Annotated in this window: 12 protein-coding genes, 1 tRNA gene and 1 pseudogene; 10 read left to right on the top strand and 4 right to left on the bottom strand. The window is 36.9% G+C overall.

Going from position 1 to position 17,438, the window contains the following annotated elements:
• The first annotated feature begins 377 nt into the window (after positions 1 to 377).
• Positions 378 to 2,984 (top strand): aminopeptidase N, encoded by a 2,607-nt coding sequence (gene pepN, locus B9T27_RS08345; protein WP_086206383.1) that lies wholly within the window; start codon positions 378 to 380, stop codon positions 2,982 to 2,984.
• 121 nt (positions 2,985 to 3,105) lie between these two features.
• Here pepN and B9T27_RS14880 read toward each other — a convergent pair whose 3' ends face one another.
• Positions 3,106 to 3,252: a hypothetical protein gene (locus tag B9T27_RS14880; protein WP_171263367.1), complete on the bottom strand. Its 147-nt coding sequence runs from the start codon at positions 3,250 to 3,252 to the stop codon at positions 3,106 to 3,108.
• Between the two features lie 88 nt (positions 3,253 to 3,340).
• Here B9T27_RS14880 and B9T27_RS08340 point away from each other — a divergent pair.
• The 7 genes and pseudogenes from B9T27_RS08340 (at position 3,341) to B9T27_RS08310 (ending at position 7,662) form a co-directional block, all read left to right on the top strand.
• A pseudogene (locus tag B9T27_RS08340) lies at positions 3,341 to 3,912 on the top strand (lysozyme).
• 87 nt (positions 3,913 to 3,999) lie between these two features.
• Complete coding sequence (locus B9T27_RS08335; RefSeq protein ID WP_086206382.1) at positions 4,000 to 4,527, top strand: dihydrofolate reductase family protein; 528 nt, start codon at positions 4,000 to 4,002, stop codon at positions 4,525 to 4,527.
• A gap of 599 nt (positions 4,528 to 5,126) precedes the next feature.
• The gene (locus B9T27_RS08330) at positions 5,127 to 5,570 is read left to right on the top strand and encodes a DUF333 domain-containing protein (protein ID WP_086206580.1); all 444 of its coding nucleotides are present in this window, start codon (positions 5,127 to 5,129) and stop codon (positions 5,568 to 5,570) included.
• 166 nt (positions 5,571 to 5,736) lie between these two features.
• Positions 5,737 to 5,813: transfer RNA gene (locus tag B9T27_RS08325), tRNA-Met, on the top strand.
• A 439-nt stretch (positions 5,814 to 6,252) separates the two neighbouring features.
• Positions 6,253 to 6,579, top strand: a complete 327-nt coding sequence (locus tag B9T27_RS08320) for a hypothetical protein (RefSeq protein WP_086206381.1) — start codon at positions 6,253 to 6,255, stop codon at positions 6,577 to 6,579.
• A 165-nt stretch (positions 6,580 to 6,744) separates the two neighbouring features.
• Complete coding sequence (locus tag B9T27_RS08315) at positions 6,745 to 7,089, top strand: SMR family transporter (RefSeq protein ID WP_086206380.1); 345 nt, start codon at positions 6,745 to 6,747, stop codon at positions 7,087 to 7,089.
• Positions 7,090 to 7,101: 12 nt separating this feature from the next.
• A complete protein-coding gene (locus tag B9T27_RS08310) occupies positions 7,102 to 7,662 on the top strand; it encodes a TetR/AcrR family transcriptional regulator (protein ID WP_086206379.1) in 561 nt (186 codons plus the stop codon).
• 148 nt (positions 7,663 to 7,810) lie between these two features.
• On the opposite strand, the gene putA is transcribed toward B9T27_RS08310, so the two are convergent.
• Positions 7,811 to 11,563 (bottom strand): trifunctional transcriptional regulator/proline dehydrogenase/L-glutamate gamma-semialdehyde dehydrogenase, encoded by a 3,753-nt coding sequence (gene putA / locus B9T27_RS08305; protein ID WP_086206378.1) that lies wholly within the window; start codon positions 11,561 to 11,563, stop codon positions 7,811 to 7,813.
• Between the two features lie 120 nt (positions 11,564 to 11,683).
• Between putA and B9T27_RS08300 the strand changes: the two genes are divergently transcribed.
• Positions 11,684 to 12,172, top strand: a complete 489-nt coding sequence (locus B9T27_RS08300; protein WP_086206377.1) for an Lrp/AsnC ligand binding domain-containing protein — start codon at positions 11,684 to 11,686, stop codon at positions 12,170 to 12,172.
• Positions 12,173 to 12,252: 80 nt separating this feature from the next.
• On the opposite strand, the gene putP is transcribed toward B9T27_RS08300, so the two are convergent.
• Positions 12,253 to 13,752 carry a sodium/proline symporter PutP gene (gene putP, locus B9T27_RS08295; RefSeq protein ID WP_086206376.1) on the bottom strand — a complete coding sequence of 500 codons (1,500 nt, stop codon included), beginning with the start codon at positions 13,750 to 13,752 and terminating at the stop codon, positions 12,253 to 12,255.
• Between the two features lie 455 nt (positions 13,753 to 14,207).
• Between putP and aspA the strand changes: the two genes are divergently transcribed.
• Positions 14,208 to 15,668 carry an aspartate ammonia-lyase gene (gene aspA / locus B9T27_RS08290; RefSeq protein WP_086206579.1) on the top strand — a complete coding sequence of 487 codons (1,461 nt, stop codon included), beginning with the start codon at positions 14,208 to 14,210 and terminating at the stop codon, positions 15,666 to 15,668.
• 253 nt (positions 15,669 to 15,921) lie between these two features.
• Here the strand turns inward: aspA and B9T27_RS08285 are convergent, their stop codons facing one another.
• On the bottom strand, positions 15,922 to 17,220 hold the full coding sequence (locus B9T27_RS08285) for an MFS transporter (RefSeq protein WP_086206375.1): 1,299 nt from the start codon (positions 17,218 to 17,220) through the stop codon (positions 15,922 to 15,924).
• Positions 17,221 to 17,438: the final 218 nt, after the last annotated feature.

Genomic DNA, 17,438 nt, shown 5'->3' with positions numbered 1-17,438 from the left:
GGTATAGGAATATTGTTGGTTATTCATAATCTTTAAATTTGATACAAGTGATGCTTCAGTATTTTTAGGCGTATTTTAAGCATCACCTTGTAGATTCGTAGTTCAATTTAATTTAGATTAATTTTTAGATTCAAAGCTAAATTTAAAAATTCAGTTTAAGTTTTTATGCTTTTACGAGGCCTCATTCTTATTTTTAGAGCACTTGTTTAAATATACGTCAATCTCAATCAATAATTGAGAGAATAGATTGAAAAGCAACAGACTCAACCCATATACATAAACAAGGCAAGCGCACAGACAGCTGGTGAAACTTGACATATTCATTTATTTCACCAATAACAATGTCTGAGCTTAAGACAACAGGATTAGGGCATTATATGAATATCGCGGCGAACCCAGTAGTAGAAGCAGATCAAACTGTATATTTAAAAGATTATCAAAAACCTTCTTTTCTCGTTGAATCGATTAACTTAGATATTCAAGTCTATGATGACCACACCAATGTAAATTCAACTTTGGTGATGAAGCGTCAAACCACGGGTGATTTGGTTTTATTGGGCCGTGATTTAGAGCTTAAATCAATTACTTTAAATGGTCAGCAGCTTTCCGAAGATGAATATCAATTAGATACAGAACAGCTCATTATTCTTAATGCACCTGATGAAGTCATTCTAAATATTGAAGTCGTGATTCATCCTGAAACCAATACCATGCTTGAAGGCTTGTATCAGGCAGGTGATTTATTTGTAACGCAAAATGAGCCTGAAGGTTTTCGAAAAATCACCTTTTATCCAGATCGTCCAGATGTACTGTCTGAGTTTACTACGCGCGTAGAAGCTGATAAAAAATATCCAGTCTTATTGGCCAATGGTAATTTGCTTGAAAAAGGTGAAGTTGGTACAGACCGTCATTATGCGATTTGGCAAGATCCAACCAAGAAGCCAAGTTATTTATTTGCCTGCGTAGTCGGTGATTTAGCCGTTTTGACCGACCATTATGTGACATCCGAAGGTCGTAATGTTGCTTTAGAAATTTATGCAATTGAAAAAGATATTCCAAAGTGTCATATCGCAATGGAAGCATTAAAACATTCTATGCGTTGGGATGAAGAACATTATGGTCGCCCATATGACCTAGATAATTATATGATTGTGGCTGTAAGCCAATTCAATATGGGTGCAATGGAAAACAAAGGTTTAAATATTTTTAATACCTCGTGCGTCCTTGCAGATGAAGAATTCACCACAGATGCTGCGATTATGCGGGTTCAATCGGTAATTGCACATGAATACTTTCATAACTGGACAGGTAACCGTATTACCTGCCGTGATTGGTTCCAATTGTGCTTAAAGGAAGGCTTGACTGTTTTCCGTGATCAGTCGTTCTCAGAAGATTTACAATCAGCTGCGGTACAACGAATTGATGATGTTGCTGTACTTAAAGCGCATCAATTTCCAGAAGATTCAGGGCCATTATCACATCCACCACGTCCAGATCATTTTGTTGAGATTAATAATTTCTATACCGCAACAGTATATGAGAAAGGTGCGGAAATTAACCGCATGATGGCGACTTTACTCGGCAAAGAAAAATTCCGTTTAGGTACGGATGAATACTTTAAACGTCATGATGGTCAAGCGGTAACGGTTGAAGATTGGGTTGCTGCATTGACAGCAGGCTCAGGTGTCGATTTATCTGCTTTCTTAACTTGGTATAACCAACCAGGTACGCCAAAACTGGAGGCGAAAGGTGAGTATAATGCTGCAGCTCAAACTTATCGTCTCAGCTTTAAACAAAGTCTAAAAGCACATGCTAAATATCCAAATTTAAAAGCTGTACCTATTCCAGTTGCTTTGGCGCTTTTTAATGCAAAAACTGGCGAGCAATATAGTTTGCAGTCTACCGCACTGATTGAAAATGATGTTAAAGATGGCATGTATTTGTTCGATCAAGATGAAGCTGTGATTGAATTTACGGGTGTTGTTGAAAAGCCAGTGGTTTCATTGTTACGTAACTTTTCTGCACCAGTTAATTTAGACTTTAATTACTCAGATGAAGAACTAGCATTCTTACTTCAATATGAAACCAACGGTTTTAACCAATGGCAAGCGACTCAAACTTTGCTAGAGCGTATTTTATTGGATGGTCATAACGCTGAAATTTATATAAAAGCCATTAAAAATACCATTCCAAATGTTGTGGAAAAAGATCCATTGTTGGCATCACGTCTGTTTGATGTACCTTCTGAAGGTTATTTAGGTAGTCGCATTGATATTGACTATCATCCTATGACCATTCAAGAACAACGTAATGCTTTACTGGATACTTTAGCACGTGAATTAGGTTCATTTTGTAAAGAAACTTATTTAGCTTTAGATCCAGATCTACAAAAAGAATTTTCTCAAGCCATGGGTGTCCGTGCGCTGAAAAATATTATGCTTAGTATGATGGCGCGTCAAGGTGATAGTGAAGCTTTTGAGTTAGCACATGTACAATACCTAAATACTGGCAATATGTCTGAACGTTTAGGTGCGTTGCGAGTATTGGTCTGGAATGATGCACCACAAGCTGAAGAGGTATTACAAGATTTTTATCGCCGTTATAAAGATGAAGCCTTATCACTTGATCAATGGTTTATGATTCAAGCCGCACATCCAAATGCGACTGCAGAAACCATTCAGTATTTAACGACACATGCAGACTATGATTTGGGTACACCGAACCGAATTCGCTCAGTCAGCGGTGGTTTAAATGCAAATCCTGTGAATACTTGGAGTTTTGGTGTGCAGCATTTTGTTGATTTAGCAAAATACTTGGATGAGAAAAATCCAATTATGGGTTCTCGTTTACTGCAAGCTTTAACGCGATGGTATACCTTGGCTGAGCCACAACGTAGTCAGGTACAACAAGCACTTGAGGCACTGAAATTACAAGTTAAGTCTAAAAATGTAGTAGAAACCTTAAATAGCATGTTGAATATTTAACTTAGATTAAGTATTTGATATCTAGGTACTAATGAGTGCTATTCTTCAAAACAATAGGGAGAGTAGCACTTTTATAAATTAATGAAAAAAATGACTTAAAACGTAGTTTTGCAGGTGTTTATTATGGAAGATGGGCAAATAGAAGTTTAATTTCTACATCAATATCATTCCAAATAATTTCATATCCAGTTTCGTAATGAGCTGTCATTATTGGCGATGCATGACCTGCTAAAGGTAGATATTTCACCTGATTTAAGTTTCGTTGCACCTGTGATGACTGCCTGTGCACTTGGTATATTGGGAATTATATTCATTGAAGAGTATTTAAAGACAAATGAAAATAAGTAGGATAGATGATGAAAGCTATATTCGATTTCTTGCGAAAAATCAGTGGCAGAAAGCTCACCCAAAAACAGGTTAGTGCAGAAAACTATGTCTTCGCAACGGCCACGGATTCTACTGTGGCCGAGATCTTTGCAATAGCCATAGATGCAATGTCGGTGAGTAAATCCAGTATTGAATAATCTGTGCTTTTGAAGGTAAACAGTTAGTTGCTTATGATGATGGCGTGGGCGTATGGAGCATTGGTTTTGGTACCACGATTTATCCAAATGGCATTCGTGTTAAAAAAGGTGACGTTTGTACTGAGGCACAAGCTAAAGCCTATATGGCTCATGATTTAAAGAAATTTGAAAAATTTGTAACTGGTGCAGTGAGTGTGCCTTTAAGTCAGTATCAATTTGATGCATTGGTATCATTAACCTACAACATTGGAATGACTGCATTTAAAAATTCGACTTTAGTTAAAAGACTTAATAAAGGGGATTACCAAGCTGCTGAAAATCAGTTTGATGTATGGGTGAAAGCAGGTGGTAGAACGATACAGGGCTTGGTAAATCGACGAGCAAGTGAAAAAATATTATTTTAAAAAGCCATTTAGAGGGCTTTTTCTTATAAAATATTTTAGGTTAAATAAGAATAATTAAGAATTTGGATATTTTATAAAGAGCATTTTATGAGTATTAAAATTAAAGGTTATATTGCAACAAGTGCTGATGGTTATATTGCAGCTCAAGATGGATCCGTAGCTTTTTTAGCACCGTTTCAAGATATCGACTGTGGTTATAATAATTTTATTAAAGATATAGATATCGTAATCATGGGGCGTAAGACTTATGAAGTAATTGTTGCTTTTGGTGGGGAATGGCCATATCCAAATCAAAAAGGATTTATTGTAAGCTCTAACAATAAATTACAACTAGTACATCCATCGCTTTCAATAACTAATCTAAATCCATCTGAATTTATAGCGTATTTAAAGCAAAATTTTAATGGCAATGTTTGGGTGGTCGGTGGAACTCAATTACAGAATTCTTTTATTGAGAGTAATTTGCTGAACTCATTAGAAATTTATGTGGTACCTGTTTTATTGGGAAGAGGTATACCGTTGTTTCCAGAATTTAATACTGATTTGCGTGAACTAAAATCAATACATGCTGAAATGATTGAAAATAAAATTATTAAAAAAACGTATATTTTTTGATAGTTTATTATTTTACGCAATTTGTTATTATAATTAACAGATTAGTGAGCAAGTTAAATTAGGTTTAAAAATCTAAAGAGTTAGATATGAAGTGTAAAAGATCATTGAATCTTCTCTAAATCTCAGTCACTGTTTTAATGGTAGGTTGCAATAATTCAATGCAATTATCATCAATGATCCTAGCTAATCTAATATAACTTTGTCCTAGGTAGATCAGCTTTACCTAGGATTGTGGGTACTAACCTAAATATCCGTTATTTTATTAGGTAGGGGATAATTAGATGAAAACCAATTTTTTGTGTAAGTTATACGAAACAATAGTTCTAGTATGAGTGTATGTGTACTAAAAGTTTGATCCAGAAGACATTAATGGTGCAGTGATATATGTTTTTGGTGTAAAGAATTTATTGCTATATCAATTTAGAGAAAAATAGCATTTTAGTCGATTGATATATTTGAGCTAAAGTATATAAGATATGAACTTTTGAGTTGTAATGCCTGAAGCTTATTACAAGATTGGTTTTTTGTTTCAAAAAGTAAACATTTAAATATAATTTTTTTGATAAATTTAATTTTTGAGTTATGTAATGTTTAAATTTATGAAAAAAATGACTTGCTTAGGTCTTGCTTTAGCAGCTGTTACATTAACTGCATGTGCAAGTACAGCCAATAAAAATCAATCTCAGCCTAAAATTGGAATGGCGAATCCTGCCAGCCAATATTGTATTGAACAGGGTGGAAAGTTAGAAATAAGAACTGATGCAAATGGCGGACAAGCAGGTTATTGTCGGTTAGCGAATGGTCAAGTCGTAGAAGAATGGGCATTTTTTCGTGAAAGCCAAGCGAAATGTTTACCTGAGGAAGCTCAGAAACTGATAGGTCAATCAGGATTGTCTGATGCGCAAATACAACAAAAAACTCAATCAAGTATGATTCGTACTGTTACACCAAATGATCCTGTGACTATGGATTATCGTGAGAATCGAATTACAGTTACGATTGATCCAAAGTCGAAGAAAATAATCCAAGCTACGTGTGGCTAAAATTTTGATCGCTTAAAATGTAAATCACATAGTTATGCATATACTTTTATGGGTTATTGAAATAAAGTATTATTCACATGAATGTTAATTTTTTAATTTAATTTAAACATTTATGCAATAAAGCTTGATAATGTCAGATTTTGGTCGTAGAATACCACTTCGTTGATGCGGGATGGAGCAGTCTGGTAGCTCGTCGGGCTCATAACCCGAAGGTCGTTGGTTCAAATCCAGCTCCCGCTACCAACGAGAAAGATTCAAAGTTTATAACCCAATTTGTTCTATACAGATTGGGTTTTTTTATATCACTTTTAAAGTATTTGTTTACTTAATCAATTCCGCATAGTCTGTTATTACGTTAAAGCTTATGAAAGAGTGATACGTATCAATAAAATGTAATATTATGCCAATGTTTATTGTTTATTTTAGTCAGAAAATATAATAGAGAAATGGATGTAGTTTCTATCTCTATTAACTGATTTTCAGTTTACAGCCTGCACCTTCCCCAAGTTGCAGGCTTTTTTTATATCAATTTTAGCTGATATGTATGAATGTCTAGTTTTTTTACTGGTAGGGGAGCTATAGGATTGGGCGTTATAAAACAAGGGTTGTCTAATATTTAGTCAAGTAGTGGCGTAATATATCGATAGCCTATTAAGTTAATCCATATTCATCAGGTGGCATTATGAAAAAAATAATTTTACTCGGATGCTTGTTGGTTTCTGGAATGACGATGGCCTCTATTGAGAAAACTAAAATTGATGAAAGTAATGTCTGTGAAGGGATTGCTGCTCTTGCTGAAGAAGTGATGCAGCAAAGACAAGATAATACTCCTTTGCAGATACAAAAGCGTATTGCCTTAGAGTTTGAGGGCGATTCGAAAGATTTATATGAATTTATTGTTGAAGAAGCCTATCAACAGCCCGTATTAAATACCGATTTGGGCAAGCAGCAGATGATTGAGAAATATCGTAAGCATTATTTTGAACTCTGTATGAGCGAAGACACTTAGAGCGTGAGTATTTATATAACCTATTGAATCAACTCTTTCAATTTGTAGCTGGTATTTTTTAATCGAGCATTTATATACCAAATGAATTCACCCTAAAAACAATTTTAATTTTTTGATTGTGATGTTAAGATACCTATCGGTTGGTATCTTAAGTTGGAGTTATAGATGAATCCTGTAGTATTTGCATACTGTATGCTAGGTCTAGCGATTATTTCTGAGGTAGCAGGCTCTACTTTTTTGGTTAAATCTGAGGGATTTACTAAATTGTGGCCTTCCTTAGCTGTCGTAGTTTTGTTTAGTATTGCATTTTACTTACTTTCACAAGTGATTAAGGTGATTCCATTGGGAATTGCATATGCGATTTGGGCTGGTGTCGGGATTATTCTGACTGCGATTATTGGATTTTTTCTTTTTAAGCAAAGCTTAGATACTGCAGCAATAATTGGGATTGGTTTAATTGTAGCGGGTGTAGTGGTGATTAATGTATTTTCTAAGGCAGCAGGACATTAAAGAATAACCATGATGGAAAATGCTTATCAACGTAAGAAAGAACCAGAATTAGTGCGTAAACGTATTTTGGATGGTGCCATGCAATTGGCCGCTGAAAAGGGGGTGACAGGTGTCTCGATTCAGGCAGTAGCAACATTAGCCGGCATTACCAAAGGTGGAGTATTTCATCATTTTGCCAACAAGAAAATTTTGATAGAAGCAATGTTGAATCTGATTCTTAGTCAATTAGATCAAGAGGTGGATTGCATGATTGCAATTGATCCTGAGAAGTATGGTTGTTTTACGCGTGCATATATTGAATTAACACTCACTAGTGAAGCCTTTGGCGTACATTCATTATGGGGGGCGCTTTCGATGGTTATGGTGACAGAACAATCATTCAGTCATTTGTGGAATCACTGGTTGGACAATCGTTTAGCACGACATGCTGCAACTGATCAAGATATGTATCTGAAAATACTACGTTATGCAGCAGATGGAGCATGGTTTATTGAGCGTCTAGATCCTCAAGGCTCTGCTGACTTTATTGCAATGAAAGAAGAGTTGATCCAGAGATCATATCGGGCAATGTAAATGAAATAAAAATCCAAGCCATATTTATGGCTTGGATCAGATAGTATTTTCATTCAGGTCTGTTAGACATATTGATTTTAGTTTTCTGAGTAGAAAGGGAAAACCAAAATACCTAAGCTGAAGTAACTAGGTATTCTTTCTTTTAAAATTAATTTTCCAAAGTCATCAAACTGGCATTACCACCAGCAGCAGCGGTATTAATACTGAGTGCACGTTCAATCAATAATGGCTCTAATGGAATATGTTGAACATCTGCGGTCACATGTGTAATACCAACAATTGCACCTTTTCGGTTGGCAATTTGAATTTGTAAGCGCAGTAAATTTTCTTGATTTCCTTGGTACAGCACAGCATCAAATTGATCAGTTTCAATATTTTGGATCATATGAATACTTTTGCGTAACGATTCAGGCATGGACTGAATATTTTTGAGCATAAATTGATTATCTTGCATTATTACCACTTGGCTGCCTACTGCGTAGATTGCTGCTAGTTGTTGTAATTGCACTCCCTCATTTTTTGCAATGATCAAAGTACGCTTTCTTGGTAATATCGTATATTTATTACTCTCACCTGTTGGTCCGGGTAATTCATAGATACCAACGGATGAATTTAATGTTTTTAATGGCTGGTGAGGGAATCGCTGTTTTACCCATGCTTTGAATTGTTGATACAGCGGCTGTTCTTGGGTGTCAGGAGTAATTATCGTAATTGTACCGAATGGTTGTTGTAATGCAGTATCTTGCTGCTGCATCAGTTTAGCCATGTATAGGGGGCCACCAGCTTTCGGGCCAGTGCCAGAGAGGCCTTCACCACCAAAAGGTTGTACCCCAACAACAGCACCAACGATGTTGCGGTTAATATATAAATTACCGACTTCTGCTTTAATAATGGTTGTTTGAATAGTTTCATCAATGCGAGTGTGTAGGCCCATAGTTAAGCCATAACCTTTATGATTGATCTGCTCAAGTAATTGTTCAATTTCACCATATTTATAGGTAATGAGATGTAAAACGGGGCCAAAAACCTCACGTTTTAAATCATTGAGATGCGGTAATTCAATTAAAGTTGGTGAAACAAATGTGCCATGTTTCAGTTCATCAGTATTTGCATTGCACATCAATTGATGCACTGGATAGCCTTTAGATCGCATGGTTTGAATATGCTTTTCAATATTTGATTGTGCTTCTGTATCAATGACAGGCCCAACATCAGTATTTAAATAAATAGGGTGCCCGACCTTGAGTTGTTGCATTGCGCCTTTCAGCATAGCCATTACAGTCTGTGCATTATCTTCTTGTACACAAAGAATACGTAATGCTGAGCAACGTTGTCCTGCACTGTCAAATGCTGAGTTTACGGCATCTTGTACCACCTGTTCGGTGAGTGCTGAAGAATCCACAATCATTGCATTTTGTCCACCCGTTTCCGCAATGAGTGGTATAGGGTGACCTGTCGGACTTAAACGGTTGGCTAGCGTTTTTTGTAAAATTTTAGCAACTTCGGTAGAACCTGTGAACATGATGGCGTGAATGCGATCATCCCGACTCAGTTGAGCGCCGATTGTTTCGCCACGACCGGGTAAGAGCTGGACAACAGCTTGAGGTATACCAGCTTCCCATAGTATTTTAATGGCTTCAGCTGCAATGAGTGGTGTTTGTTCAGCAGGTTTAGCAATCACACAGTTTCCTGCTGCTAAGGCTGCGGCAATTTGGCCGGTAAAGATGGCGAGTGGAAAATTCCAAGGGCTGATACAAAGTACTGTGCCTAAAGGCTTAATTTCTGAATTGTCGATCGATTTTACTTGTTCAGCATAATACCGAAGGAAATCGACCGCCTCACGAACTTCAGAAATTCCATTGGAATAGGTTTTTCCAGCTTCTCTACAGAGCAAGACCATTAAATCTTGCATCCGAGCTTCCATTATATCGGCCGCTTTTAATAACTTTCCAGCACGATCATTTTGCTGGGTGTGTTGCCAAGTTTGAAAGGCTGTCGTAGCGTAATTTAATGCAAGTTCTACATGTTGTAGTTCAGCCTCATAAACAATACCGACAATATCTGCATGATTTGCGGGATTCACAATGAGTTTTGGTGTTTGCTCATGGATGTTACATACATCAAAGTTATTAATTAAGGCTTGGCTTTGCCATGTCTGTTGGGAAAGTTTCCTCACTACTTGATTTAATTGTTGTAATTCAGCATCGTTGGCTAAATCAATACCATGCGAATTGGCTCTGACCTTTTTTAAGAGATTTTTTGGTAATGGAATGGCGGTGTGCTTTTCACCGATGATTCCAGTTTTGTGTGCTGTCTGCTGAATCTCATGAATTGGATTTTCAATGAGATCATCAATATTTATATTTTTGTCTGCGATACGGTTGACGAACGAAGTATTTGCACCATTTTCCAGTAAGCGACGAACTAAGTAGGCCAATAAGGTTTCGTGATTACCTACGGGTGCGTAGATACGACAAGGAATGCCGAGTTTTTTATTTGCGATATTGCCGACCACTTGTTCATATAAGGGCTCACCCATGCCATGTAGACATTGGAACTCATATTGATCCATATAATATTGATTTGGATTGGCTAGATTATAAATGGTTGCAACGGTTTGAGCATTGTGCGTCGCAAACTGTGGATAGATGTGATCGGGTGCAGCCAATAATTTTTTTGCACAAGCAATATAGGATAAATCGGTATGCACTTTACGGGTGAAGACAGGGTAATCAGTCATGCCATCAATTTGTGCTTTCTTAATTTCGCTATCCCAATAAGCACCTTTGACCAAACGAATCATCAGTCGTTTTTGGCTACGTTTTGCAAGATCAATAATATAATCGACCACATAGAAGCAGCGTTTTTGGTAAGCTTGGATCACGAAGCCAATGCCTTTCCAATTCGATAGTTCTGGTTCAAAGCAGAGGCGTTCTAATAATTCTAATGAGATTTCTAGTCGATCTGCTTCTTCGGCATCAATGTTGAGGCCAATATTATAATTTTTAGCCAATACGGCGAGTTCTAAAATTTTGCCATACAGTTCATCATGTACGCGTGCAATTTGTGCACGTTGATAACGTGGGTGCAATGCGGAAAGCTTAATTGAAATACCGGGGCCTGTATAAACATCTTTATCTGTGGAAGCTTTACCAATGGCGTGAATGGCTTGAGTATAATCCTCAAAGTAACGATTGGCATCATGTTCTGTTAAGGCAGCCTCGCCTAGCATATCGTAAGAGTAGCGGAAGCCTTTTTCTTCTAAATCTTTAGCATGGTTTAAGGCTTCTTTAATCGTTTCACCCGTGACAAATTGTTCGCCCATCATTCGCATTGCAGCGTCAACGGCTTTACGAATAATACCTTTTCCACTTCGTGCCAGTAGTGAGGTGAGAATGCTGGAGAGGCTTTTTTGTTTTGGGGTTTCCATAAGTTTGCCTGTGAGCATGAGACCCCAAGCTGCAGCATTGACAAACATCAGGTTACTTTGCCCTAAATGATCTTTCCAATTACCCTGATTAATTTTGTCACGAATCAGTAAATCACGCGTTGCACTGTCTGGAATACGCAATAAGGCTTCTGCTAAGCACATCAACGCAATACCTTCTTGAGAGGAAAGGGAAAATTCTTGAAGTAATCCCTGAACAATACCTGCTTTGCCAGTGGAACTTTTACGCTCACGTAAACTGTGCGCTAAATTAAAGGCTAAATCATAAATTTTTTGATTCAGTTCCTGATCAATGTGTGTATGTTTGAGTAAGTGTTCTACACAGTCAGGTTCTGCACGTCGCCAAGCAGTATTAATCGCAATTTCATAATCAGTTTTTTCTTTAAATTCTGTAATGTAATCAAAACTTGGGAGAGTTGAATCTATATTGGGAGCTGTATGTGTCATATTCATGTCAACGTCCTGTGACGAGTAAATATATTTGTTGAGGCGAGAGCCTTATATAATTTATCATTACAAAAATATAGCCGAATAACTCACTATATTTGGATCATTTTTTAGAGAATAATTAGTATGCCGCCCCAGATTTCGACACTCGATCGTATTGATATAAAAATTTTGGATATCCTCCAGAAGGATGGGAAAATTTCGAATGTAAAATTAGCGGAAGAAGTTAACTTATCTGCGACAGCAGCTTTAGCGCGTGTGCAAAAACTTAGCAATGAAGGTTATATCCTCGGTTATGAGGCAAAACTTAACCCAGAATTGTTAAATTCAAATTTTGTTGTATTTGTGGAAATCCTGTTAGATAAAACTACCCCAAATGTTTTAGATTCATTTTCAGATGCAGTGGTGCAATATCCTGAAATTATGGCATGTCATATGATTAGCGGGGGATTTGATTTTTTAGTGAAAATAGGCTGTGCCAATATGGAGGAGTTTCGCCGTATATCTGGGCAAATTTTGTGGCAATTACCTGGGGTAAAAGAAACACGTAGTTACCCAGTTATGGAAGTCATTAAGGACAGCAGTCGCTTAAATTTACCAACTCGAATCAAGTAATCAATCATTTTACTGAGATTGAAGTTATTAAAACAAGTCATCAAAAAAGGGGCATAAGCCCCTGAATTGAATTGTTAGGATTATAAGTTTTTCATTTCATGCTCATAGGTTTGTTCAGATTTCTCAAAACGCTCAATTACTTCTTGGCTTGGTGCTTTATCCAATAAGCTCACGACAATGATGCTGATGAAAGATAAAATAAATCCAGGAACAATCTCATAAAGACCCGTTACAGCCATGGTGTTTTTCCAGATAATCACGGTTAAAGCACCGACAATCATCCCGACTAAAGCACCATTTAACGTCATACGTTTCCAGAACAGCGACAAGATGATTAAGGGGCCAAATGCAGCACCAAAACCCGCCCATGCATAAGCCACTAAGCCTAAAACTTTACTATTTGGATTCATCGCAATAAAGATTGCAAGTACAGCAATAGCAAGAACCATCAAGCGTCCGATCCAAACCAATTCAGCTTGTGAAGCATTTTTACGGATAAATACTTTGTATAAATCCTCTGTAAGCGTGCTCGAGCAGACTAAAAGTTGACAGCTTAAGGTACTCATGACTGCAGCTAAAATTGCTGCGAGTACAACACCTGCAACCCAAGGATTAAACAGGAGTTTAGTGAGTTCCATAAAGACTGTTTCAGGATTTTGAGTGACATTTGTCGCTAATTCTGGATGAATTTGGAAGTAAGCAATTCCAATATAACCAACCGCAACTGCACCACCTAGACATAAAATCATCCAAGTCATGCCAATACGCCGTGCATTGGGAATAGAGCGTACTGAGTCTGCTGCCATAAAGCGGATTAAGATATGGGGTTGTCCAAAATAGCCTAAGCCCCATGCCATGGATGAAATAATGGCGATTGCACTAACACCCGTAAACATATTTGATGCATGTGGACGTGCAATTTCAATCAGTTGAATCACATGGTGTGTATCACCTAGTGTGAGATAAGTCATGATTGGTGCAAGGAGAAGTGCAAAAATCATTAGACCTGCTTGGAAAGTATCTGTCCAACTAATAGCAAGGAATCCACCGATACAAACATAACTAATCGTTGCAATGGCACTCACCCAAAGTGCAGTTGTGTAGGATAGTCCAAAAATACTTTCGAATAAACGTGCACCTGCAACCATACCCGAAGCACAGTAAATTGCGAAAAAGGTCAAAATGATTAAAGCAGAAATAATACGTAGTACTTTTTTCTTATCACCAAATCGTCCGGTGAAATAATCGGGCAAGGTGAGGGCATTGTTTTGTATTTCAGTATGTACGCGTAAACGTCCTGCAACTAAATACCAGTTTAGCCATGCACCAATAATTAAGCCAATTGCAATCCAAGACTCAGATAAACCAGTGAGGAAAATTGCTCCAGGAAGACCCATGAGTAACCAACCACTCATGTCGGATGCACCAGCTGATAATGCCGTAACAAAGCTACCTAAGCTGCGTCCACCGAGAATATAGTCTGAAAAGTCGGTGGTCTTTTTATATGCATAAAGACCAATGCATACCATCACAATAATATAAAATATAAATGTAATGACTGTGGGGTTGAGGTTGTCCATAGAAAATCCTTGTGTCCATTTACAGAAACTCATCCAAGCATTATTTTTATGTGTGGTGAATTAACGGACAGATTCAAACATAAAAGCTAAAAAATAAGCTGTGATTTTTATAAGGTGATTCATCACAACTTCTGTGTCATTTTGTACAAATGGTTACAATGGGCGGATTATATAGGAAATCTAACTTTAGATAAATTTATAAATAAAGATGAACTATTCAATTCAATTTGAGCTGTTGTTGGGGTACTTTGCACTTAATATTGAGGGTGAATCAAAAAGAAAAATAAAACAAAGTCATATTTAAAGTTATTTACACCTTTTTACAGTGGATACAATTTATTCAAACGTGCGTAATAATGCGTTGCAAAAGAGATATCATTATTAACTTATACTACAAATATAAAGTATAGTATGTGCTATCGCACGAAAACAGTGCACTTTTACGAGTAATGGCAGTGGAAACGGTTCAATCTGAGCAAACTAGAATAGAGAAAGATTTATTAGGTGCACGTGAAGTACCTGCAAATAGCTATTATGGTATTCATACACTCAGAGCATTAGATAACTTTAAAATATCGACACATACTGTCGGTGAGCAAACTAACTTTATTAAAGCATTGGCTCAGGTTAAAAAAGCATCCGCTCAAGCTAATTTTAGTTTTGGTAAATTGGATGAGACTGCAAGTAAAGCGATACAAGCGGCTTGTGATCAATTAATCCAAAACCCAGAGAAATGGAGTTATTCATTCCCTTCTGATGTTTTTCAGGGTGGAGCTGGCACTTCAATTAATATGAATAGTAATGAAGTGATTGCCAATATTGCACTTGAATCATTAGGTCATGAAAAAGGTCGTTACGATATTATTCATCCAAATGATCATGTAAATAAATCACAATCAACCAATGATGTTTATCCAACGGCGCTTCGTTTAGCTTCGTATTATTCTTTTGATGATTTATTTGTTCAAATGAATAATTTAATTGCTTCACTTAAATTGAAGGCAAATGAATTTCAACATGTCTTAAAAATGGGCCGTACGCAATTACAAGATGCGGTACCTATGACACTTGGACAAGAGTTTCATGCTTTTGCAACGCTATTGAAAGAAGATGTACGACTTATTAAAAAAACCCGTGAGTTATTGTTGGAAATTAACTTGGGTGCAACTGCGATTGGTACTGGGGTAAATACGCCACACGGTTATGCAGTTAAAGTAAATGAATATTTAAATGAAATTACGGGTCTACAGCTTCGTGGAGCAGAGGATTACGTTGAGGCTACAAGCGATTGTGGTGTGTTTATTATTTTATCGAGCACATTAAAACGTTTAGCTGTGAAGCTTTCAAAAATCTGTAATGACCTACGCTTATTGAGTTCAGGCCCAAGAACAGGTTTGTGGGAAATTCGCTTACCTGAAATGCAAGCAGGTTCATCAATCATGCCAGCTAAAGTTAATCCTGTGATTCCAGAAGTTGTTAATCAAGTTGCCTTTAAGGTAATTGGTAACGACTTGACGATTACATTTGCAGCAGAAGCTGGACAGTTACAGTTAAATGTAATGGAACCTGTTATTGCTGTTTCTTTGAATGAGTCACTTGATTTACTTATTAATGCCATTAAGACATTAGATGAAAAATGTATTCAGGGTATTGAAGCAAATGAAAAAACTTGTTTCGATGCAGTGATGCGTAGTGTCGGAATCATTACTTTGTTAGATCCAATTTTAGGTCATTCAAAGTGTGATGAGATTGGTAAGCAATGTATTGCTGAAAATAAAACGATCCAAGAAGTTGTATTGGAGCAAGGTTTATTAACTCGTGAACAATTAGATAAAATTTTCTCTTTTGAAAATATGATTTCTGAAATTGCAGTGCAAAATTACGATGAAGTCGTTCATATTGATAAAGCTGGATAATAAAGGTTTGCTTTTGGACTTTAAGTCCTAGCAACTTTTAATTAATAAAAAACGGCTACTTAGTGAGCCGTTTTTTTATACATTAGATAGAGTAGAGTGCATTGATTTTTCCTCTCTTGTTTCAGATTGTTATGAAGGCATTAGTTTTAAACCATTTATGGAACTCGTCATTTTTTAATATTAATCACTATTGGTAAAATTTAATACTCAAATTGCAAAATGAAGGGTCTGTGCGTCCCTTCATTGGATTGGGTTAATGATCATGATGTAAATATTTAGGCTCTTTAGGTAGTTGCATACTACAGAAGAAGCAGATAATCAGCATGATGATGACATAGATGAAAAATGTATTTTCATGTCCGACACTTTTAAATTGTAGTGCAACTGCAGGAGCAGATCCGCCGAAAATAGCATTACCCACCGCATAGGCAAATCCTACACCTAAGGCTCGAATATGTGGAGGAAACATTTCAGCTTTGACTAATCCACTAATAGAAGTATAGAAGCTAAGTAGCATCATTAAAAAGATCAGTAATAAGGTTACAATCACTGCTGAATAACTAAAATAATGCATTGCAATAACCATAACGGGATAAACAAATATTGCACTACTTGCACTGAACCACATCATCGAGGCACGGCGTCCAATTCGGTCGGATAACATACCAAATAGTGGCTGAGCACACATGAATACAAACAGTGCGATGGTCATCATATAGCCTGAAACTTTATCGCTGAAACCTAAATTGGTAATATAGGTTTTCGAATATACGGTGAGCATATAGAAGGTTAAAGAACCTGCTGAAGTATAGCCAACAACCAATAAGAAAGTTTTCCAATGATCTTTAAATAGTGCTTTTAAACTACCTGATTCTTCTTTTTTACTATCATCTGCAGAGAGAGTTTCTTTTAAATGACGACGTACAAAAAATGAAAGGACTGCCACTACACCGCCAATAATAAATGGGATACGCCAGCCACCATCCATAAGTTGCTCTTTGGACATAAAGGCAAGCATGATGACACCCAAAGCACTTGCTAATAATTGTCCACCAGCTAAAGTCACATATTGAAAGGATGAGTAAAAACCACGTTGTCCTTTGAGTGCAACTTCGCTCATGTACGTTGCAACCGTACCATATTCACCACCGACAGATAGACCCTGTAACAGTCGTACTGCTAAAAGTAAAAATGGGGCCAGCGTTCCTGCTTGGGCATACGTTGGGAGTGCAGCGAATAAGAAGGAGCTAATAGCCATTAATGTGATAGAGATAATCATGGATTTTTTACGACCATATTTATCACCAATCCAACCAAAGAGCCAACTCCCAATTGGACGCATGAAAAAACTGGCAGCAAATACACCCCAGACATAAATAGCTTTGGCGGATTCACTCATGTCGGGAGCTGTTAATGCATGTTGAAAATAAATGGCGAAGGAGGCATAGATATAAAAATCAAACCATTCAACTAAATTCCCCGATGCAGCGCCAACGATAGCCATGACACGATTACGTTTTTCATGTGGCTGATAGGTCTGGGTTTCACTCATGAGAAGTCCTTATCTTTTGTGTTTATTAAAATAGAAAGAAGAACATTGACTTATGAGTGTAGAGGTACTTGAAAAAAAATGTATTAAAAAGCACAATAAATAAACAATTCAAGGGGCGAATTATGCTTGAAAAGCAACGGATTAAGTCTTGAATTTGGAAAAAAAATATGAGAAATTCTTAGGATAATTAACTATAAAAAATATGCCAATAACGAAGT

Origin of the sequence: Acinetobacter sp. ANC 4648, assembly GCF_002135345.1 — a bacterium.
GTDB lineage: Bacteria > Pseudomonadota > Gammaproteobacteria > Pseudomonadales > Moraxellaceae > Acinetobacter.
The sequence above is the reverse complement of the archived record's forward strand: the minus strand, read 5'-3'. Positions and strand labels throughout refer to the sequence as shown.